The following is a 19,966-nucleotide window of genomic DNA, read 5'->3' on the forward strand; positions in this document are numbered from 1 at the left end:
TCGACTGGCGCATGCCGAGGGGGCGACTGTCCTCGTTAATCCAGTAGCAAAATTTAGTTGCCAACGACGACAACTACGCTCTCGCCGCTTAAGGCGTAAGCCCTGAACCCACTTGTGCCCGTGCTCGTGGATGTAAGGTCATTATCACGGAACCGGCATCGGCGGCGACCCGCCAACCGATGTCTAAACTTAGCGGGTGTGTCTGACGGTGTGCCTCGCACGTTGTGTTGCCGGCAGACGAGAATTAACAACGAGCTAAGCATGTAGTGCCGGAGATAGAGTGCTCTCGGACGCGGGTTCAACTCCCGCCAGCTCCACCATTTCAAGATGTCACGAAAAAGAAAAAGCCGGAATCGCGAGATTTCGGCTTTTTTCTTTTTTACCCAGCCCGCCTTGAGCATCCATGTGGTGACTTCGCCGCGCGAGAAAACCAAGCCGGCTCACACCGCCGCTTTCCGCTAACCCCACTTCATCTCACCCAACGCCACCTTGGCACCGATCTGCAGGGCAATGCCCATGCCGGCATTCGGATAACGCAAGGTCATGGCCGCAACGAGATCGACACTGTTTGCCGCCTTGGCGAGCTCTTCCTCGAACGCGAGCAGATAGTCACGGGTGTAGAGAATCGCCGCGACGTCGGTGACGGCGTCAACCGCCATGTGACCCGGGACGACTGCGGCAGGTTTGCGCGCTGCCATGACCTCAAGATTCTTCACCCACGTGGCGCGGGCTTCGGCACCCTGCGTATCGGCTGTCCAAACGTGGACACCCGAGAACACCATCACGCCGCCGAAAATCGCCTCCAGCGTCGGCACCCAGAGATAGCGACGATTGGCCAAGCCGTCCGCATCGATGATTTCGATGGCGTGGCCTTCCAGATTCAGCGCAGGGCCGTCGAAAGCCTCCGGCATCACGATGTCCGCCAACGTCTGCGGACCATTTTCCTTCAGCTGCGGCCCCCATGTCGCCAACTTCTTTTCCACGCTGCCCTTGATCGCCGCTATCGTTGCCGACGCGGCGATGACACGTGCCTTGGGAAACGCCGCCGTGATGGGCGCCAGGCTGAAGTAATAATCGGGGTCACTCTGGCTGATGTAGATCGTGGTCAGCTGCTTTCCACTGGCCTTGATGGCCTCGGCGAGCGCCTTTCCGTCCGAAAGCGTAAAGCCGCCATCGATCAGTACGGCCTCGTGTGCGCCAGAAACAAGCACCGGGGCACGGAAGAATCCATGCTCGCCAGCGGGAAAATGTTTCCAGGTAAGTCTGGTAGCTGCAGTCATGGCGCTCATTCCTACTGATAGTGCCATCGCGACACTCGCGACGGCCAAGGTCTTCGAGACAGTTATCCCCGCTTGAGCCTCTCGCCAAAATAATTTTCCAGCTTCTCCACCTTCGGCATCGACACCATGCGGATATACGACTGCCCCGGGTTGAGCCGCGCGTAATCGTGGTGATACGACTCGGCGACGAAGAACGCTTCCAGCGGTTCCAGCGTAGTGGCGATCTTGCCGAAATAGATACCGGCCTCATCGAGCTGACGGACGTACGCAGCAGCGACGGCACGCTGCCGATCGTCGAGTGGAAAAATAGCGGACCGATACTGGCTGCCGACGTCATTGCCCTGGCGATCTTTCTGCGTGGGGTCGTGTGCGACGGCGAAGAACACTTTCAGCAGCTGGCCGTAGCTGATCTTCGCGGGGTCGTAGGCGATGCGGATGACTTCGGCATGGCCGGTGCTGCCGCTGCATACCGCCTTGTAGTTGGCGGCATCGGCCGCGCCGCCGGCGTATCCGGGCTGCACGTCGGCCACGCCATCGAGACGACGAAACACCGCTTCGGTGCACCAGAAGCAGCCGCCGCCGAGAATGATTTCGCCGCGGTCATCGCTGGCGCTGAGGTCGAGGATCGGATCGGGCACGTCGCTGGGCGCGATGCGCAGGCCTTGGCCGGGGATGTCACAAATGTTCATGGCAGGTTTCCTTCGTGGTTGACCCAGATCAAGAGACCGGCACCGGGGCGAAGGATGCGCGGCGCGGGCTCTGCAACAACCGCGCGTTCAGGCGATCAGCGTTCGTCGAGCATCATCGCTTCCGCATCCTCGGAATAGATGGTGTCTTCCCAGCGTGCCATCAAGGCCACGTACAACAGCTTTTCGAACTCGGGACGGAAACGCTGGATGATCGCGTCCGGGTCGGGAATGAGCTTGGCATCGCCGATCAGGCCGAAATGCACCTTGCCGTTGTAGCTCATGATCGAGATGCCGACACCGATGCTGCCGTTCTGCGGCACCCAGAACATCATCTCGTGGATCTTGCAGCCGCCCAGATACAACGGCAGTTGCGGACCGGGCACGTTGGTCGCGACCAGGCTGGCCTTGCGGCTGAACATTTCCAGCGCGATCGCCTGGATGCCGGCCGGCGCCATGCCGACGGCCGCCAACGCGCCGAAGGTCGCCGCCGCCTGACGCGAAGTCTTGAGCATCTTCATGTGCGCCGCGACCAACTCGAGGCGACGCGCCGGATTCGGCTCGCCCACCGGCAGATCGAGAAACACGAGCCCGAAATGATTTCCCAACTTCTGCGCATGCTCCAGCGGGCGCAGGTTCACCGGCACGGTCGCGCGCAACGTCACGCCATCGAGCACCTCGCCGCGCTCGAGCATGTAGCTGCGCAACGCGCCAGCGGCAGACGCAAGCAACACGTCGTTGACCGTGCAATCGAAGGCACGGCCGACGGCTTTCACTTCCTCCAGCACCAGCGGCTCGGCCCAGGCGACGCGCTTGCTGACGCCAAGACGGCCCTTGAACACGGTGATGGGGTCGTCGTTGAGGCTGAGCGCGAGCGCGAGTTCGCGGGCGATGTCGGTGCCCTCCTTCGCCAGCACCGTTGCCAGCGACGGATCGCGATACATCTCCATGCCGCGACTGAGCAGGTTCTCGGTCATCTTCATTGCGCGATCGACGGTACCGAAGCGGCGCTTGACCTTCTCGCCGTCTTTTTTCAGCCAGGCCTTTTCCAGCGCGCTGCCTTTCTTCGCCTCGGCGGTGGTATCGGTGAGCGACAACAGCACCTGCACCAGCGCGATGCCGTCGGCATAGCAATGGTGGATGCGCGTGACCAAGGCAGAACCACCGCCGTATTTTTCCACCAGATGGAATTGCCATAACGGCTTGGTCTGGTCCAGTGGCGACGACGCCATCTGGCTGGTGAAGCGTTCGAGTTCGCGTTTGCCGGCGCGGCCGGGTAACGCGGTCAAGCGCACGTGGTGATCGAGATCGAAATCCTGATCGACTTCCCAGAACGCCGCGGCGCCGTTGTCGACCGCTTTCTGGGTAAAGCGCGGAAACGCGAGGAAACGTTGCTTGATGACCTTCTTCAGGCGTTCGAGCGACATCGGCGTGTCGAACATCATCACGCCGGTGATCATCATCAGGTTGGTTGCACGCTCCATGCGCAACCAGGCCGTATCGACCCGCGACATCGGCTCGCGATGGCTCTTGCTCGATGCTTCATCGGTCATGGCGCTTTCCCCGTGGCTGAGGGGATGGTGCATGGCGGAGCCGAAGCGGTCAACGAGGCCGACGCATCGGCCAAACGAAACTCAGATGCCGCCATGCCATTGATAGCCCTGGTCGTCTTCCCAGTAGCCACCGTTGCCCTGCCCGATGCCCGCCAGACTCTCGACCAGTTCGATCGCCAACAGATACTTGGCCTGCTTGTAACCGAGCTTGCGCTCCACGCGCAGGCGCAGCGGCGCACCGTGCGGCACGTCGAGCGCGGCGCCATTCAAGTCGTAGGCGAGGATCGACTGCGGGTGATGCGCTTCACGCAGGTAGATGCTTTCGTAGTAGCGGTTCTCGTCGCCATCGAGGCTGTCGGCGCAACGGAACACCACGTAGCGCGCCCGCGGCAGCGGGCCGGCGCGATCAAGCAAGGGGCCCAGTGGCGTGCCCGTCCATTTGCCGATGCAGCTCCAGCCTTCCACGCAATCGTGGCGGGTGATCTGCGTGCGCGATGGCAATGCGCGCAACTCCGGCAGCGACAGGCTCAGCGGCGTCCTGACCAGACCGCGTACCTGCAGACGATAATCGGCGAAATTATTCCGCAGCAACGCCAGGTATTCCGGCGTTTTCGGATTCACCGAACCATTGGCCTTGAACACCGGCGACAGGTCGGCCTCGGTGAATTCCTGCGCCAGCGCATCCTCGGGCGTGAGCGCGTGCAAGGCTTTGTCGGTCGGCGCATCGGCGCTTTTCAGCAACGTCTGCACCGCCGGACTCTGGTCGAGGCGATCGCAAGCTCCAAGCAGCACGGCGCCACTGGCCAACGCGAGTTTTTCCAGGAAGCGGCGGCGGTCGGTCTTGCTCATGCGCCTTCTTCCTTGTCGGTGGCGGTGACGGGCACGGGATCCGCGGGCGGATCATCGTGATAGGCATAACGCCCGGTGATCATCGAACGGATCTGGTTGAACGGTCCGCTGACCAGCACCATGAATACATGGATGGCGATGAAGGCGACGAAGGCGAATGCGATGATGAAATGCCAGGTGCGCGCTGACTGCCTGCCGCCGACCAGATCTACCAGCCAGCCCAGCACCGAATCCATATGCGGTGACATCGCCAGCCCCATCAGCACGATGCCCGGGCCGAACACGGCGATCACCGCCAGATAAGCGAGCTTCTGCAGGATGTTGTAGCGCAACGCCTCGCTGCCAGTCGGGTGTTTGAATTTCATGTGCTCGATGATCGAGCGGCCCATGCCGCGCCAGTCGGCACCGGTCGGCGCCAGATCGCCGCTCAGATGCTTCGAACGCCAACTCCATAGCCAGTAGCAGACGCCATTGATCACGAACAGCCAGGCGAAGAAAAAATGCCAGCGGCGGCCGGCCGCCAGCGATTTGTAGCCGGGCAAGGTCGCCCACATCGGGAAGCCACGCGCGCCGATTTCGCCGGACATCTTCACCGAGGCACCGAGCACGCCGGTGCTGTCGAAGCGCAGCGCGCCGATCTGCGTCTCGCCGCGCAACTTGCCATCGTGGCCGGGTTTGGCGGTCAGCGACAGCGCCGGTTTGTCGAAGGTGGAGAACTTGCCCCAGTAAAGCGCCGGGTGCGCGTTGAAGATCGACAGTCCGCTCATCAGCAACGCGAACAGGCAGACCACGTTGATCCAGTGCATCACGCGCACCGGCAGACGATGGCGGTAGCTCAACCGGGTGGCGGCGGCAGACATGCGCGGACCTCGGGCGACGACGATGGCGACAGCCTACTCCCGATCCTCCGCTCCGCACTAGCGACAGTCGGCCAGCGCAGCGAGCGCTGCCTCGCGCGACCTCCTGAGGTCGATGATCGGCTGGGCCGGGTATGCCGGCGCCAACGATCGCGCCAGTGCCGCGTGTTCCCAGGGCGCGAACAAGGCCGGTGTGGGCAAGACCGCCAGTTCCGGCAGCCAACGACGGATGTAGTTGCCGTACGGGTCGAACCGCTGCGACTGCGTCACCGGATTGAAGATGCGGAAATATGGCGCCGCGTCCGCCCCGGTTCCGGCCGTCCACTGCCAACCCTGCGTGTTGTTGGCCAGGTCAGCATCGACCAGCGTGTCCCAGAACCAGCTGGCGCCCTGCCGCCAGTGATAGCGCAGGTTCTTGCACAGCACGCTGGCCACGATCATGCGCACGCGATTGTGCATCCAGCCCGTCGCCCACAATTCGCGCATGCCGGCATCGACGATCGGAATGCCGGTATGTCCGCGTTGCCAGGCGGCGAGTTTGTCCGGCTCCGGTTCGGCCCAACGGAACCCGGCGAATTTCCGGCTCAAGTTTTCCTCACTGGTTTTCGGAAAATGAAACAGGAGGTGATGCGCGAACTCCCGCCAACCCAGTTCACTGACGAAATGATCGATGTCCGCCTGCCACTTCGCCGGCCAGATGTCGGCGCGTAGACGCCGGAGAATCTGCCGCGGTGATATCTCGCCGAAATGCAGATGCGGCGACAGCTTCGAACTGCCGGTGCGATCGGGGAAATTCCGCTGCTCCTTGTATCCATGCGCGGCGCCGTCGATGAATATCTCCAGCAATTCCGCGGCACCCGCTTCTCCCGGTTGCCAGTGTCGCCAGAATGCTGCGTCCCAGTTTTTCCCCGGCGCGAGTGCCAACGCTTCGATCGGCTGTGACACGAGATCGTCGGCGACTTGCGGCAATCGCGATGGCGCCGACGTCGCGATCCCGGCATCGAGGCGATGCAGTGCATTTTTCCAGAACGGCGTGAACACGCGATACGGATCGCCGGCCTGCGTGGCGATCGTCCAAGGCTCGACCAGCAGCGCAGCGTTGTGGCTTTCGACGGCCAGACCACGCGTCCGCAAGTGTTCCTTGATGCGGCTGTCGCGGGCGATGGCCGCCGGCTCGTAGAGACGACTCCAGAACACGGCTTCGGCTCGGGTTTCAGCAACGAGTCGATCGAGTTGTTCCAGGCTGTCGCCACTGCGAACGATCAGACGCGATCCCAGCACGCGTAGATCCGCAGCGAGCGACAGCAAGGATTTGTGCAGCCACGCACGACTTGCCGCACCCGGCGACCACGGCGCGTCTTCGTCCGGTGCGTGGATGTAGACGGGGATGATCGCGTAGCCGGCATCGATCGCCGCCTGCAGCGCCGGGTTGTCGGCAAGGCGCAGATCGCGTCGGAACCAGACCAGTGCGGAAGCCATCAACCGGCCCGCGCTGCCGGACGCACCGCCGCGAAACCACGGCTGGGCGCGATCGGCCTGGCAGCAGCTTCATGGGCGACGCCGCTTTCGCTTATCGGCGTGCGCAACAGCCTTGGCGCGATGTCGTTGCCGCGCAGACCGAGGAAAGAAAAATCCATCGTCAGCGAACGAGGAAAGATTTCTGTCGTGCCTTTTGCGGCCGAGATTGCCGCGTGCCTGCCAGCGCCGCTGCCCACGACCACAGAAGAACACAACAGAAACGCCCCGCCTTTCTTCGCTACCGACAAAGCCTTGGCGACGTCGCGAGAGGCGCCGGTGATCAACGCGGTTTTCATGCGTCGAGAGTAATCGGCACCTGCGTCCACGGGCCGTGAACCCGACCACGCCCGGGGCATCAGGCCTCGACGAAACGCACCCGCCGGGTGATCGAGCAGGTGAGCTCGTAGCTGATGGTGCCGGCTTCGGCGGCCACTTCTTCGGCGGGAAGTTCCGGGCCCCACAGCGTCACTGCATCGCCAACGGCAGCAGGTACGTCGCGGAGATCGATCGTCATCAGATCCATCGAAACGCGACCGATCACCCGTGTGCGCACACCGTTGACCAGCACCGGCGTGCCGGCCGGCGCATGCCGCGGATAACCGTCGCCGTAGCCGATCGCGGCAACACCGACCGGCATGTCCTCGGGGCATTCCCAGGTTGCCGAATAGCCGATGCGCTCGCCTTTGGCCACACGGTTGATGGCGATCAGTCGCGTCGACAAGGTCATCGCCGGCATCAAGCCGAAATCCGCACCGGTCTTGCCGGCCACCACCGACAAACCGTAAAGCGCACCGCCGGCACGCACCCAGTCGCGATGCGCCTGTGGCCAGCCGAGCACGGCAGCGGAATTGGACAACGAGGCCTGGCCGGCGAAGTCGTCGCTGGCCTGCGCGAACCGCTCGATCTGCAGCGCGGTCTGCGCGCCAGCGAATTCGTCGGAGCTGGCGAAATGGGTCATGCGAAGAATGTCGGCGGCGACATTCGGCAAGGCGCGCAATTGCGCGTGCACTTCGGCGGCGCGTTCCAATGGAAAGCCGAGGCGATGCATGCCGGTATCAATTTTCAGCCAGACGCGGATCGGTTCGCCGGCCTCGCCCGCTGCGGCATCCGCTGCCAACATCGCCAATTGCGATTCGTGATGGACGACGGTGTCCACACCAAGACGGCGCAGAACCGCGAAATCCGAGACCTCATCGAAACCCGACAACAGCACGATGCGCTGCGACAGACCGGCCGCGCGCAGGCGCTCGGCATCGGACAAGGCAGCGACGCCGAAGGCATCGGCGCCTTCCAGCGCACGCGCGACACGTTCGAGACCGTGGCCGTAACCGTCGGCCTTGACCACGGCCATCACCCGGCTTTCCGGCGCGAGCTGGCGCACACGCGCCAGGTTGTGGCGGAGCGCATCGACGTGGATGGTGGCGGTGGTGGCTCGGGACATGGCGTTGGATTCGCTTCAGTGGATGCCGACGATATCGCGCAGGCGCGCGGCCAGGACGTCGGGATGGAAGTGCTCACGATAACGGCGCAGGCCGGCCTCGACCAGCTGCGCGCGCAAGTCAGCGTCCTGCTTCAGGCGCTGCAGCGAAAGCGCATACAGGCGCGGATCGGTGCTGTCCCAGAGCAGGCCGGCATCGCCCAGGGTTTCCGGCGTGGCGGCAGCGGCATAAGCGACGACGGGCAACGACAGCGCCATCGCTTCCACCAGCGGCACGCCGAAGCCTTCGTGCGCTGACAGATACAGCATCGCGTCGGCAAGCTGGTAACAAGCGCGCAATTGCGCATCGCTGATGTTGTCGAGCCAGATCACGCTGTTGCCGACGCCATGAAATTCGATGCGCGCGAGCAGCTGGCTGCGATACGTCGCGAGCCGGTAGTCCTGCTTGCCGACGATCAACAGCCGCGCCTCGCGATCGTGGTTGCGCACGTGGCAGGCGAAAGCGTCGATCAGTTCGGCATGCCCTTTGTTCGGCGCGATGCGTCCGACCATGAGCAGGTTGCTGCGACCATCGCGGAACCTGCGCAGGAATTCCGCGTCGGGCGCATGTCGCAGAAAATCGTCGGTGCGGTTGAGCGGCGCCAGCACCTGCACCTGCGCTGCGGGCACGCCCAGGGCGACCAGTTCATCCTTGTTGAACTGCGAATCGGCAAGCCAACCCGAGAACGGCATCTGCGCGAGTTCGCTGGTTTCCTCGCGGCCTTTTGCGCAGGAAATCATGTAGTCGTGACTGATGCCGTAAAAAAATTCGTGTGGCGTGACGTTGTGATAGCGCAGCAGGCGCCGGCATTTCAATGCGTCCAGGATTGCGATCACTGGCGGCCAGGCGACCGAATGGTGGTAGATCAACACATCATCGGCATCGGTGAGCCAAGCGACGACCTCGTCACTGCGATGGACGTCGTTGCGGGCCGCAACAACCCGATCCGCAAACAGGCGCACTTCCGTGCCGGGGCGGGCAAGCGCCTCGGCCATCTTCAGCATGTCGGTGCCGACGGCGTCGTTCGCGACAAAGGTTGGCGTCAGCAATGCAATCTTCATTCCGCGTTTGATCCGGTCCGGCCACGGGCTTCGAGCGCGGCGATCTGCGCGGCGAGATCGGCGCATTTGCGGCGCAATTCGTCGATGCCGATCTGCAGGCGCAGGTCGCGTTCGCCCAAGCGCAGCGCTTGCGATTGCGCGAAGCGCTTTTGTTCCTCGAAGAAGCGATGGATTTCGAACAGGCAGGCGACGCGCCGGAACAGACCGCCGAGCAGACGCAGACGCGCGAGGCGCCACAGGCGATAACGCATGCCCAGGCCAGTGATCGTCACGGCGATCGCGCGGGCTTCCGCGGAACCACGCAACTCACCGATCAATTCGACTTTGTTGGCGCCGCGATAATAGCGATCCAGGCAGGACAGCAATTCAGCCGGTGACGGCGCGCGCTTGACGATGGCGCGATGGATGGATTCGACGAACTCTTCGCCGTCGGCATATTCGAGTTCGTGCAACCGGTAGCGTCGGCGCGCCGGATCGATGGCCGGCAGGACGAGCACCGGCCCGGGCGCATTCTGCGCCAGGTCTTCGGCCAACCGACGCAACTCGGCCAGCGTGCGCTGCAGGTCCACCACAGGATCCACCATCGATGCCACCCGCCAACGCGTTCGGTCGTGACGGCGATTCTATTCGAAGGAGCCGACGCTATCACGCGCCAGATTGTCGAAACGGGTGTATTCGCCGAAGAACTTCAGCTTCGCCATGCCCGTGGGGCCGTTACGCTGCTTGGCGATGATGATTTCCGCGAGACCTTTGTCGTTCGAGTCCTTGTGGTAGTACTCGTCGCGGTAGATGAACATGATGATGTCGGCGTCCTGTTCGATGGCGCCAGATTCGCGCAGATCGCTCATCACCGGGCGCTTGTCGGTACGCGACTCCAGGCCGCGATTGAGCTGGGAAAGCGCGACCACCGGCACTTTCAATTCCATCGCCAGCGCTTTGAGCGAACGCGAGATTTCCGAGATTTCATTGGTGCGGTTTTCCGCCGAGCCCGGCACCTGCATCAACTGCAGATAATCGATTACGATCAGGCCGAGATCGTGCTCGCGCTTGATGCGCCGCGCCTTCGAGCGCAGCACGTCCGGCGACAGCGCCGGCGTGTCGTCGATGAACACCTTCACTTCCGAAAGCATCTTGATCGCCATGTTCACGCGCGACCAGTCCTCGTCTTCCAGCTGGCCTGTGCGCAGGCGTGTGGCATTGATGCGACCGATCGAGGAAATGAGGCGGAACGCCAGCTGCGAGGCCGACATTTCCATCGAGTAGATCACCACCGCCTTCTTGGTCTTGAGCGCGGCGAATTCGGCGATGTTCAACGCCAGCGTGGTCTTGCCCATCGCCGGGCGCGCGGCCAGGATGATCAGGTCGGACGGCTGCAGGCCGGCGGTCATTTCATCGAGATCGTGGAATCCGGTCGGCAGGCCGGTGACCGAACCCTGGTTTTCGTAGCGCTCCTGCAGAATCTGGAAGGCGTCCTTCATCGCTTCGCGCAGCGGCACGAAATCGGCACGGCCACGCCGGCCCTGTTCGGCGATCTTGAACACTTTCATTTCAGCGGCGGAAAGCACTTCCTGGCTTTCGCGGCCTTCGGGCTGAAAACCGTCGTTGACGATCTCGGTGCCGACGTCGATCAGCTGCCGCAGAATCGCCTTCTCGCGCACGATCTCGGCATAGGCGCGGATATTGGCGGCCGACGGCGTGGAGCTGGCGAGGTCGATCAGGTAGCCGGTGCCGCCGATCTGTTCGGAGAGGTTGTTGGATTCAAACCACTCGCCCAGCGTGACCGCATCGAAGGGCTTGTTCTTTTCCGACAGCTCACGGATCGCGCGGTAGATCAGCCGGTGATCGCGACGATAGAAGTCGTGCTCGGTGAGGAAGTCACCGACGCGATCCAGCGATTCCGGCGCCAGCATCAGGCCACCGATGACCGCCTGCTCGGCCTCGACCGACTGCGGCGGAATGCGCAGCGCGTCTATCTTGTTTTCGGAGCGATCCGGGCGATCGTTGCGGAAGGAATCGGTGCGTACGGGCATGTTGTTATCTTTTTTTCCGGAGCGACTGCCAAGCGGTCACTGTAGGCCAACCCGAGGCCGGGGCGTTGCAGACAAGACTGTGGATAACCCGGGTATATCTCAAAAACCGAGACTGCCGGAAAAAAGACGGCCGCCCAAAGGCGGCCGTCTGGCAGAACTTGCGAAACGCTTACGCGGCTTCGGCGACGACAACGACCTTGATCTTGGTCTCGACATCGGCGTGCAGGTGCACAACCACTTCGAACTCGCCGGTGCGGCGGATCGGGCCTTCGCCCATCACCACTTCCGATTTCTCGAGCTTGTGACCGGCGGCGGTGAAGGCTTCCGCGATGTCGCGGGTGCCGACCGAGCCGAACAGCTTGCCTTCGGTGGACGCATTGGCAGCGATCGTCACTTCCGCACCTTCGAGCTTGGCCTTGCGGGCTTCGGCAGCAGCGAGGATGTCGTTGGCCTTGGCTTCGTACTCGGCGCGACGGGCTTCGAAGGCTTCGATGTTCGACTTCGTCGCCGGCACGGCCTTGCCGTAGGGCACGAGGAAGTTGCGGCCGTAGCCCGGCTTCACGTCGACGAGGGTGCCGAGGTTGCCGAGGTTGGTGACTTTCTGCAGGAGGATCAATTTCATGGTGCAACTCCGTTTACGTTAGCGGCGCGAGCGCGCCGCAACTGTGGCTGTCCGTAAGGACGGTGAATGGATTTCACTCAGTGAAGAACACAGCCCGCGAAGGCGGGGCTAGGCGGAAGGTGGGTCGAAAACCGTAGTTGGCTGAAGCCAATGAGGATTTTCGGCCTGCCTTCCAACAACGCCCCGGCGAGCGGGCGAAGTTCTTAGACGTTGTGGTTGTCGGTGTACGGAATCAGGGCGAGGAAGCGCGCGCGCTTGATCGCGGTCTGAAGCTGACGCTGGAACTTGGCTTTCGTGCCGGTGATGCGGCTCGGGACGATCTTGCCGTTCTCGGTCAGGTACTGGCGAAGCGTGTTCAGATCTTTGTAGTCGATCTTGGTCACGCCTTCGGCGGTGAATTTGCAGAACTTGCGGCGGCGGAAGAACTTGGACATGGGTGGTCTCCTCGGGCTCAGGCGTTGTCGACGGCGTCGAGGCCGCCTTCGATCGAATCGTCATCGCGGCGGCGGCGATCACCCTTCTCGTCCTTGGACTTGAGGATGAAGCTCGCTTCGGTGACGGCTTCTTCTTCCGACAGCACGATGTGGCGCAGAACCGCATCGTTGAAGCGGAAGCTGTCGCCCAGCTCAGCCAGGACCTTGGCGCCGCACTCGATGTTCATCAGAACGTAGTGGGCCTTGACCAGATTCTCGATCGGGTAAGCCAGCTGACGACGGCCCCAATCTTCCAGACGGTGGATCTTGCCGCCGTCGCCCTCGATCAGCGTCTTGTAACGCTCGATCATCGCGGGGACTTGCTCGCTCTGGTCCGGATGGACCATGAACACGACTTCATAGTGACGCATGGTTTGTTTCCTTGTGGATGCGGCCGGATGGCCTGGCAGCTCCCGGCGCAGGGGCCGTGGAGCAAGGGGTCCCAAAGGGCCGAGGCCTTTTGGGAGCCGCGCATTATGCCCGAGGTTGCAATCCCGGGGCAAGTTGCCGGATTTCAAGGAATTTCGGGCCTGTAGGAGCGACCTTGGTCGCGACAGACGCATCCGATCAGCGCAGGTCGGGCGATCCTGAGAACAAGGGGCTTTGGCAAGCAGGGTCGGGACCAAGGTCCCTCCTACAAAGCGGGGTCGGGACCAGGGTCCCCTCCTACAAAAAACCTTCAGGCCGCCTGCTCGTCCGTCGTGAAGCTCTCGCCGCAGCCGCATTCGGCAGCCACGCGCGGGTTGCGGAACACGAACTGCTGGTTCAGGCCCTGCGAGACGAAATCGATCTCGGTGCCATCGACCTGGGCCAAGCTGGCCTGGTCGACCCGGACACTGACGCCGTCCTGCTCGAACACCACTTCGTCTTCGCGGGTGCTGGTGGCGATATCGATCAGATAGGCCCAGCCCGAGCAGCCGCTTTTTTTCACCCCGAAGCGCAGACCGATGCCACCCGGCGTCTCGCTGAGATATTGGCGGACGCGTTCGACGGCAGGAGGAGTGAGGGTAACGGCCATGGTGTTGATCGTCTCGAAGAGGGCGACAGTATAGGCGCCTGCCGATGTGGACGCTGCGGGAAAGACCCGGCAGCGGTTATCCTTGCCGCTTCCTTCAGCAGGTTGGCCCCAGGGGCCGGAGATTCAAGGCATGGCAGTGGTCAGCGTTCAGCAGGCGCTCGCGGGCAAGATTGCCGCGGGAAGTGAAGTCACGGTTCGCGGCTGGGTGCGCACCCGGCGTGATTCCGCCGGCCTGGCCTTTGTGAACGTCAGCGACGGTTCGTGCTTCGACCCGATCCAGGTAGTGGCCACCGAATCGCTGGGCAATTTCGACAGCGAAGTGAAAAAGCTGTCGGCGGGCTGCTCGGTGATCGCCACCGGCACACTGGCCGCCTCGCAGGGCAAGGGGCAGAAATTCGAGATCCAGGCCACGTCCGTCGAGGTGGTCGGCTGGGTCGAGGATCCGCTCACCTACCCCATGCAGCCCAAGCAGCACACGCTGGAATACCTGCGCGAATTCGCCCATCTGCGCCCGCGTACCAACCTGTTCGGCGCGGTGACGCGCATCCGTCACTGCCTGGCGCAGGCGATCCACCGTTTCTTCCACGAAGACGGTTTCTATTGGGTCAACACGCCGATCATCTCGACCTCGGATGCCGAAGGCGCCGGCCAGATGTTCCGCATCTCGACCCTGGACATGATGAACCTGCCGCGCGACGCGAAGGGCCAGGTCGATTTCTCCAAGGATTTCTTCGGCAAGGAAGCTTTCCTCACCGTGTCGGGCCAGCTCAATGTCGAGGCCTTCTGCCTGGCGCTGTCGAAGGTCTACACCTTCGGCCCGACCTTCCGTGCCGAGAATTCCAACACCACGCGGCATCTGGCCGAGTTCTGGATGATCGAGCCGGAGATCGCCTTCGCCGACCTCAACGACGACGCCAACCTCGCCGAGAAATTCCTGAAATATGTTTTCCAGGCCGTGCTCAACGAACGCATGGACGACCTCGCCTTCCTCGCCGAGCGCGTCGACAAGGCCGCGATCACGAAACTCGAGGCGTTCATCGCTGCGCCGTTCGAGCGCATCGATTACACCGACGCGGTGTCGCTGCTGCAGAAATCCGGGCAGAAATTCGACTTCCCGGTTGAATGGGGCCTGGACCTGCAGACCGAACACGAGCGCTGGCTGACCGAGGTGCACGTCGGCCGCCCGGTCGTGGTGATGAATTACCCCGAGCAGATCAAGTCGTTCTACATGCGCCTCAACGACGACGGAAAAACCGTCGCGGCGATGGACGTGCTTGCGCCCGGCATCGGCGAAATCATCGGCGGCTCGCAGCGCGAGGAGCGCCTGGACGTGCTCGACGCGCGCATCGCGCAGTTCGGCCTCGATCCGGAGCACTACACCTGGTATCGCGATTTTCGTCGTTACGGCACCGTGCCGCACGCGGGTTTCGGCCTCGGCTTCGAACGCCTGGTGGTTTACGTCTGCGGGCTGTCCAACATCCGCGACGCGATCCCCTACCCGCGCGCGCCGGGCCTGGCGACGTTCTGATCGATGTGGCAGGCGCTGCTGTTTTTGTTCCTCGGTCTCGCCGGTTCCGCGGGCCCTGCGCATTTCGGCATGCGCGTGCTCTCGCATCGACAGCAGCTTGATCGCGGACTCGCATTCGTTCCCGGCACTGAAGATGGCGGTCTGCTCTACAGCTGGTGGCTGATGCGTTTCGGCCAGGCACAGGTCCAGGACAGCGCGCTGCGGCAGTTCGGAAACATCGCCGGCATCATGGGCTGGCTCACTCTCATTGGCGTCGTCGGCACAGCCGTCTGCGTCGCGGCAAAGGCAGGACTGGCAAATGGCTGACGAATCGATCTACGACCTGGGCTACGAAGTCCAGACTTTCGATCACGAGGAATGGTGGTTGGCCACGCCCGAGCCGCTGCTGATCTGGGCGCGGCTGCGCGTGCTGCATAGCGGCGTCGCGCAGGTGTTCGACAGCCATGGTTCGACCCTCACCTACGAAAGCGAAGACATGGCCCGTGCCGCGCTGATGGACGCCGACTTCCGCGCGCTCGAAGGCATGGACGACGACGATGCCGAACTTATCGGCCAGTTGCTCGAAGACCTGCAGCCACCGCAAGGCGACGACGATGAAGAGTTGTTGCCGCAAATGATCAAGACGCTCGGCCCGCGCCACTGACTGATGTACACGCCGCGCCATTTCGCCGAAACCGACTTGGCCGCGCTCGACCAACTGGCGCTGGCGCATCCGTTCGCCACGCTGATCACAATCGCTGACGGCGAACCTTTCATCTCGCATGTGCCGGTGCTCTACCGTCGCGACGCCGACGGCATCCTTCTGCGCGGACACTGGTCGCGCGCCAATCCGCAGTGGCGGCATGGCGGCGAAGCGCGGGTGATTTTCCACGGCCCGCACACTTATCTTTCGCCGGGCTGGTATCCGGACAAGGAAAGCGCCGCCCGCGTACCGACCTGGAATTACGCCGTCGCGCATCTGCGCGGCCCGCTCGAGATCATCGACGACGATGCTGGCCTGGCGCAGATCGTCACCGACCTCAGCGACATCAACGAAACGCGTATCGGCAGCGACTGGCAGTTCGATGTCACCCGCGACGACCACCGCAACCAGTTGCGCGGCATCGTCGGTTTCCGGCTGCGGCCCACGCAGATTGAGCTCAAGTTCAAGCTCAGCCAGAATCACCCGCCGGGCAACGTCCGTGCTGCTGCGGCAGCGCTGGCCCTGGGCGGGGAAAACGAACGCGCGATCGCGGGCCTGATGCTCGATCGCCTGCACAGTGGCAACGGAGACCAGCAATGACGGAATCGCCATGCAATTGAGTCTCGCCGGCAAGCACGCCCTGGTCTGCGGCGCCTCCGAAGGCATCGGTCGCGCCAGCGCGCTCGCGCTCGCAGAAATGGGCGCCAACGTCACGCTACTCGCGCGTCGCGTCGAACGTCTCGAAGCTGTGCTGACCACCCTGCCCCGTTCCGCCGGACAGGATCACGGCATGCTCGCGGCCGACGTCGCCGATGCCCCGGCGCTGCACGAAAAGATCGTCGCGCTTGCCGCCGGCAAACCCGTGCACATCCTGATCAACAACACCGCCGGTCCTGCCGGGGGCGCCGCGCACGCCGCCGATCCCGCGGCGTATCTCGCGGTGTTCCAGCAGCACCTGATCGCCAACCAGATTCTCGTGCAGGCCGTGCTTGCGGGCATGCGCGCCGCGAACTGGGGCCGCGTCGTCAACATCATCTCCACCTCGGTGAAAGAGCCGATCGCCAACCTCGGCGTTTCCAACACGATTCGCGGCGCGGTCGCGAGCTGGGCGAAAACCCTGGCCTCCGAACTCGGCGGTTTCGGCATCACCGTCAACAATGTTCTGCCCGGATACACGCGCACGCAGCGTCTCGAACAGATCTTGGGCGAGCGCGCTGCGGCCACCGGCAAGAGCGAGCAGGACATAGCCGCCGCGATGCTCGCCACCGTGCCCGCCGGACGTTTTGCCGAGGCCGAAGAAATCGCCGCCGCCGTCGCCTTCCTGTGCTCAGCGCAGGCGGGCTACATCAACGGCATCAACCTGCCCGTCGATGGCGGCCGGACGCGATCGCTGTGAGCAGTACCGATTGGGATGTCGAAAACCAGCGCTATTCGCCGCGCGTTCCCTATGCCGCGCAGATGCTGGTCGCGCGCGAGGACAGCGCCTGGCTGGTCGAATTGCAGGATCTGTCGGAAGGCGGCTGCGGCATTTTCCGGCCCGAGCGCTGCACGCTGGAAGTCGGCCAGGTCGTGCGCCTGTACTTCTTCGATCAACCGGGTCCGGCGCTGGGCGTGGATGCGCGTGTCGCCCGCATCGAGCAACGCACGCTGGGCTTCGAGTATCTCGAACCACAATCGGTACCGCCGACACTGGGCTGAGGCCTTGTCGCCGCCGCTGCACCCGCCAGCGGCAATGCTTGTAACATCGGCCCATGCCGTTCTTCGAACGCCGCCGCAGCCCGCGCATGGTCGAACCCGGCCAGGTGCTGGTCGCGCGCGGAAACACCGGCTTTCTCGTCGATCTCGTCGATCTGTCCAAAGGCGGCGCCTGCCTGAAACGGCCGCGCGGCTGGTCGTTCAACAGCGGCGACGCGGTGCTCCTGCACCTGCTAAGCGGCACCGGGCCGACGATGTGCATGGAGGCGCGCATCCTCTGGCACCGCGACGATGAAGTTGGCCTCGAATACATCTAGCACCGCTGTGCACGCGCCGCGTACCTGTCCGTAGGGGTACCCGGACGGTTAAGCTGCGCGCATGACCCTGCGCCTGTCCCAGCTCATCGGCGGCCAAGCCCGCCCGGCCTTGTCGGAAGCCTGGCTCGATGTCCACGAACCCGCCACCGGCACGCGTTACGCCCTGTGCCCGGATGCCGATGGCGAGGATGTCGCCGCGGCTTTCGAAGCAGCGCAGGCAGCATTTCCCGCCTGGTCGACATTACCGCCGAGCGAACGCGCACGCTGGCTCGATCGCCTCGCCGACGCCCTGGAAACGCGCATTGATGATTTCGCCGCCGCCGAATCGCGCGATGCCGGCAAGCCGTTGGCGCTGGCGCGCGATGTCGAGATTCCGCGCGCTGTCGCCAACCTGCGTTTCTTCGCGGCCGCCGCTACGCAGTTCGCCAGCGAATCCCACCACGGCCAGGCCGGACTGAATTACACGCTGCGGCAACCCCTCGGCGTCGTCGGCTGCATCAGCCCCTGGAACCTGCCGCTTTACCTGTTCACCTGGAAGATCGCGCCCGCGCTCGCTGCCGGCAACTGCGTGATCGGCAAGCCCAGCGAAGTCACGCCGGTGACCGCGTGGATGCTCGGCGAACTCGCCCGCGAAATTGGTTTTCCATCGGGCGTACTCAACATCGTGCAAGGCCTGGGCCCGAAAGTCGGCCAGGCCATCGTCGATCATCCCGGCATCAAAGCGATAAGTTTTACCGGCAGCACCGCGGTTGGCACGCGCATCGCGACCAGTTGCGCCGGCAACCTGAAGAAAGTTTCGCTGGAACTCGGTGGCAAGAACGCGACGATCGTGTTCGCCGACGCGCCGCGCACGCAGTTGTTCGAAACCCTGCTGCGCTCGGCGTTCCAGAATTCCGGACAGATATGCCTGTGCGGTTCGCGGCTGCTGATCGAGCGCAGCGCCTATGCCGAAGTCCGCGACGAACTGGTGGCCCGTGCAAAAAAGCTGCATGTCGGCGATCCGCTCGATGCCGGCAACCAGCAGGGTGCGCTGGTATCGAAAGCGCACCACGAAAAAGTCATGGGCCATATCGACCTCGCCCGCGCCGAAGGCGGCAAGCTGCTCTGCGGCGGCAATGCCGTGCAGCCGCCGGGACGCTGCGAGGGCGGCTGGTTCATCGCACCGACGATCATCGAAGGTCTGGGCCCGTACACGCGCACCAACAGCGAAGAAATCTTCGGGCCGGTGCTGACGTTGCAGGCCTTCGACGATGAAGACGAAGCTCTGGCGCTCGCCAATGCCACGCCTTACGGATTGGCCGCCAGCCTGTGGACCAGCGATCTGCGCCGCGCGCATCGTCTCGCTGGCCGCATCGACGCCGGCATCGTCTGGATCAATACCTGGCTCGAGCGCGACCTGCGCACACCGTTCGGTGGCATGAAGCAATCCGGACTCGGTCGCGAAGGCGGCCAGGAAGCGCTGCGCTTTTTCACCGAAACAAAAAACGTCTGCCTCAATCTGGGATAAGCGATGAGCCAATTGCGCGAACTGCTGGACCGCAACAAGGCCTGGGCCGAACGCGTTCGCCAGGAAGACCCGGGCTTCTTCAAGCGCCTGTCGACGCAGCAGGCGCCGAAATACCTGTGGATCGGCTGTTCGGATTCGCGCGTGCCGGCCAACCAGATCATGGGCCTGGCACCGGGCGAAGTCTTCGTCCATCGCAACATCGCCAATGTTGTTGTCCATACCGACCTCAACTGCCTGAGCACGATTCAGTTCGCCGTCGACCTGCTCAAAGTCGAACACATCCTCGTGGTCGGCCACTACGGTTGCAGCGGCGTGCATGCCAGCCTCACCGGCGCCCGTGTTGGCCTGGCCGACAACTGGTTGCGGCATGTCGGCGACGTCGCGCAGAAACATTCATCGCTGCTCGGGGATGTCGAACTCGAATCGCTGCGCCACGCGCGCCTGTGCGAACTGAATGTGATCGAGCAGGTAGTCAACGTCTGCCAGACCACGATCGTCGAGGATGCGTGGTCGCGCGGGCAATCGCTGTCCGTGCATGGCTGGGTGTACAGCCTGCTTGACGGACGCGTACGGCAGCTCGGCATGGACATCGAAGCGCGCGATCACCTTCCCGAGGTCTATGCCGCTGCGTTGAAGCGCGTGGCCGGACAGACGGAGCCGCGATGAACGACGTCATCCACACCGACACCGCGCCGAAAGCCGTCGGTCACTATCCGCATGCGCGCCGCGTCGGCGAGTTGCTTTTTCTCTCTGGTATCGGCCCGCGCGACGCCGGCGACAACAGCATTCCCGGCAACGTCGTGGATACGTCC

At 63.4% G+C, this 19,966-nt stretch carries 25 protein-coding genes and 1 other RNA gene; 11 read left to right on the forward strand and 15 right to left on the reverse strand.

Annotated elements, in window-relative coordinates:
* Positions 1-320: a transfer-messenger RNA gene (gene ssrA / locus VKM35_RS05710) on the forward strand; the annotation flags it as partial.
* A gap of 138 nt (positions 321-458) precedes the next feature.
* Here the strand turns inward: ssrA and VKM35_RS05715 are convergent.
* The 15 genes from VKM35_RS05715 to VKM35_RS05785 form a co-directional block, all read right to left on the reverse strand.
* Positions 459-1,280 carry an MBL fold metallo-hydrolase gene (locus VKM35_RS05715; RefSeq protein WP_324319275.1) on the reverse strand — a complete coding sequence of 274 codons (822 nt, stop codon included), beginning with the start codon at positions 1,278-1,280 and terminating at the stop codon, positions 459-461.
* A 62-nt stretch (positions 1,281-1,342) separates the two neighbouring features.
* A complete protein-coding gene (gene msrA, locus VKM35_RS05720) occupies positions 1,343-1,969 on the reverse strand; it encodes a peptide-methionine (S)-S-oxide reductase MsrA (protein ID WP_324319277.1) in 627 nt (208 codons plus the stop codon).
* Positions 1,970-2,064: 95 nt separating this feature from the next.
* Entirely contained in the window at positions 2,065-3,519 is a 1,455-nt protein-coding gene (locus tag VKM35_RS05725; protein ID WP_324319279.1) for a wax ester/triacylglycerol synthase family O-acyltransferase, read from the reverse strand.
* A gap of 81 nt (positions 3,520-3,600) precedes the next feature.
* Complete coding sequence (locus VKM35_RS05730; RefSeq protein ID WP_324319281.1) at positions 3,601-4,368, reverse strand: molybdopterin-binding protein; 768 nt, start codon at positions 4,366-4,368, stop codon at positions 3,601-3,603.
* Positions 4,365-5,228: a cytochrome b/b6 domain-containing protein gene (locus VKM35_RS05735; protein ID WP_324319283.1), complete on the reverse strand. Its 864-nt coding sequence runs from the start codon at positions 5,226-5,228 to the stop codon at positions 4,365-4,367. The genes VKM35_RS05730 and VKM35_RS05735 overlap by 4 nt, the downstream gene beginning before the upstream one ends.
* Positions 5,229-5,285: 57 nt before the next feature.
* The gene (locus VKM35_RS05740; RefSeq protein ID WP_324319285.1) at positions 5,286-6,704 is read right to left on the reverse strand and encodes a deoxyribodipyrimidine photo-lyase; all 1,419 of its coding nucleotides are present in this window, start codon (positions 6,702-6,704) and stop codon (positions 5,286-5,288) included.
* Complete coding sequence (locus tag VKM35_RS05745) at positions 6,704-7,039, reverse strand: hypothetical protein (protein ID WP_324319287.1); 336 nt, start codon at positions 7,037-7,039, stop codon at positions 6,704-6,706. The genes VKM35_RS05740 and VKM35_RS05745 overlap by 1 nt, the downstream gene beginning before the upstream one ends.
* 59 nt (positions 7,040-7,098) lie before the next feature.
* Complete coding sequence (gene alr / locus VKM35_RS05750; protein WP_324319289.1) at positions 7,099-8,184, reverse strand: alanine racemase; 1,086 nt, start codon at positions 8,182-8,184, stop codon at positions 7,099-7,101.
* A 15-nt stretch (positions 8,185-8,199) separates the two neighbouring features.
* Entirely contained in the window at positions 8,200-9,282 is a 1,083-nt protein-coding gene (locus VKM35_RS05755; protein ID WP_324319291.1) for a glycosyltransferase family 4 protein, read from the reverse strand.
* Positions 9,279-9,851 carry a hypothetical protein gene (locus tag VKM35_RS05760; RefSeq protein WP_324319292.1) on the reverse strand — a complete coding sequence of 191 codons (573 nt, stop codon included), beginning with the start codon at positions 9,849-9,851 and terminating at the stop codon, positions 9,279-9,281. Before VKM35_RS05760 ends, VKM35_RS05755 begins: the two co-directional genes overlap by 4 nt.
* A 54-nt stretch (positions 9,852-9,905) precedes the next feature.
* Positions 9,906-11,312, reverse strand: a complete 1,407-nt coding sequence (locus VKM35_RS05765; RefSeq protein ID WP_324319294.1) for a replicative DNA helicase — start codon at positions 11,310-11,312, stop codon at positions 9,906-9,908.
* Positions 11,313-11,481: 169 nt separating this feature from the next.
* Entirely contained in the window at positions 11,482-11,934 is a 453-nt protein-coding gene (gene rplI / locus VKM35_RS05770) for a 50S ribosomal protein L9 (RefSeq protein ID WP_324319296.1), read from the reverse strand.
* Between the two features lie 203 nt (positions 11,935-12,137).
* Positions 12,138-12,368 (reverse strand): 30S ribosomal protein S18, encoded by a 231-nt coding sequence (gene rpsR / locus VKM35_RS05775; protein WP_324319298.1) that lies wholly within the window; start codon positions 12,366-12,368, stop codon positions 12,138-12,140.
* Between the two features lie 17 nt (positions 12,369-12,385).
* Positions 12,386-12,778, reverse strand: coding sequence for a 30S ribosomal protein S6 (gene rpsF, locus VKM35_RS05780; RefSeq protein ID WP_324319300.1), 393 nt, complete (start codon positions 12,776-12,778; stop codon positions 12,386-12,388).
* Between the two features lie 308 nt (positions 12,779-13,086).
* Positions 13,087-13,425, reverse strand: a complete 339-nt coding sequence (locus VKM35_RS05785; protein WP_324319302.1) for an iron-sulfur cluster assembly accessory protein — start codon at positions 13,423-13,425, stop codon at positions 13,087-13,089.
* Positions 13,426-13,555: 130 nt separating this feature from the next.
* Between VKM35_RS05785 and asnS the strand changes: the two genes are divergently transcribed.
* From asnS to VKM35_RS13830, 10 genes are all read left to right on the forward strand, one after another.
* Positions 13,556-14,953, forward strand: coding sequence for an asparagine--tRNA ligase (asnS, locus tag VKM35_RS05790; RefSeq protein ID WP_324319304.1), 1,398 nt, complete (start codon positions 13,556-13,558; stop codon positions 14,951-14,953).
* Positions 14,954-14,956: 3 nt separating this feature from the next.
* A complete protein-coding gene (locus VKM35_RS05795) occupies positions 14,957-15,259 on the forward strand; it encodes a hypothetical protein (protein ID WP_324319307.1) in 303 nt (100 codons plus the stop codon).
* On the forward strand, positions 15,252-15,596 hold the full coding sequence (locus VKM35_RS05800) for a hypothetical protein (RefSeq protein WP_324319309.1): 345 nt from the start codon (positions 15,252-15,254) through the stop codon (positions 15,594-15,596). Before VKM35_RS05795 ends, VKM35_RS05800 begins: the two co-directional genes overlap by 8 nt.
* A 3-nt stretch (positions 15,597-15,599) precedes the next feature.
* Positions 15,600-16,235, forward strand: coding sequence for an FMN-binding negative transcriptional regulator (locus VKM35_RS05805; protein ID WP_324319310.1), 636 nt, complete (start codon positions 15,600-15,602; stop codon positions 16,233-16,235).
* 10 nt (positions 16,236-16,245) lie between these two features.
* On the forward strand, positions 16,246-17,031 hold the full coding sequence (locus tag VKM35_RS05810) for an SDR family oxidoreductase (protein ID WP_324319312.1): 786 nt from the start codon (positions 16,246-16,248) through the stop codon (positions 17,029-17,031).
* Complete coding sequence (locus VKM35_RS05815; protein WP_324319314.1) at positions 17,028-17,333, forward strand: PilZ domain-containing protein; 306 nt, start codon at positions 17,028-17,030, stop codon at positions 17,331-17,333. The genes VKM35_RS05810 and VKM35_RS05815 overlap by 4 nt, the downstream gene beginning before the upstream one ends.
* A gap of 53 nt (positions 17,334-17,386) precedes the next feature.
* Positions 17,387-17,647 carry a PilZ domain-containing protein gene (locus VKM35_RS05820; RefSeq protein WP_324319316.1) on the forward strand — a complete coding sequence of 87 codons (261 nt, stop codon included), beginning with the start codon at positions 17,387-17,389 and terminating at the stop codon, positions 17,645-17,647.
* Positions 17,648-17,708: 61 nt separating this feature from the next.
* Complete coding sequence (locus VKM35_RS05825) at positions 17,709-19,154, forward strand: aldehyde dehydrogenase (protein WP_324319318.1); 1,446 nt, start codon at positions 17,709-17,711, stop codon at positions 19,152-19,154.
* Positions 19,155-19,157: 3 nt separating this feature from the next.
* Positions 19,158-19,820, forward strand: coding sequence for a carbonate dehydratase (gene can, locus VKM35_RS05830; protein ID WP_324319320.1), 663 nt, complete (start codon positions 19,158-19,160; stop codon positions 19,818-19,820).
* Positions 19,817-19,966 (forward strand): RidA family protein (locus VKM35_RS13830; protein ID WP_414636571.1); only part of this gene is annotated, 150 nt, incomplete at its 3' end. The genes can and VKM35_RS13830, both read left to right, overlap by 4 nt.

The sequence above is a fragment of the Arenimonas sp. genome (assembly GCF_035312645.1).
GTDB lineage: Bacteria > Pseudomonadota > Gammaproteobacteria > Xanthomonadales > Xanthomonadaceae > Arenimonas.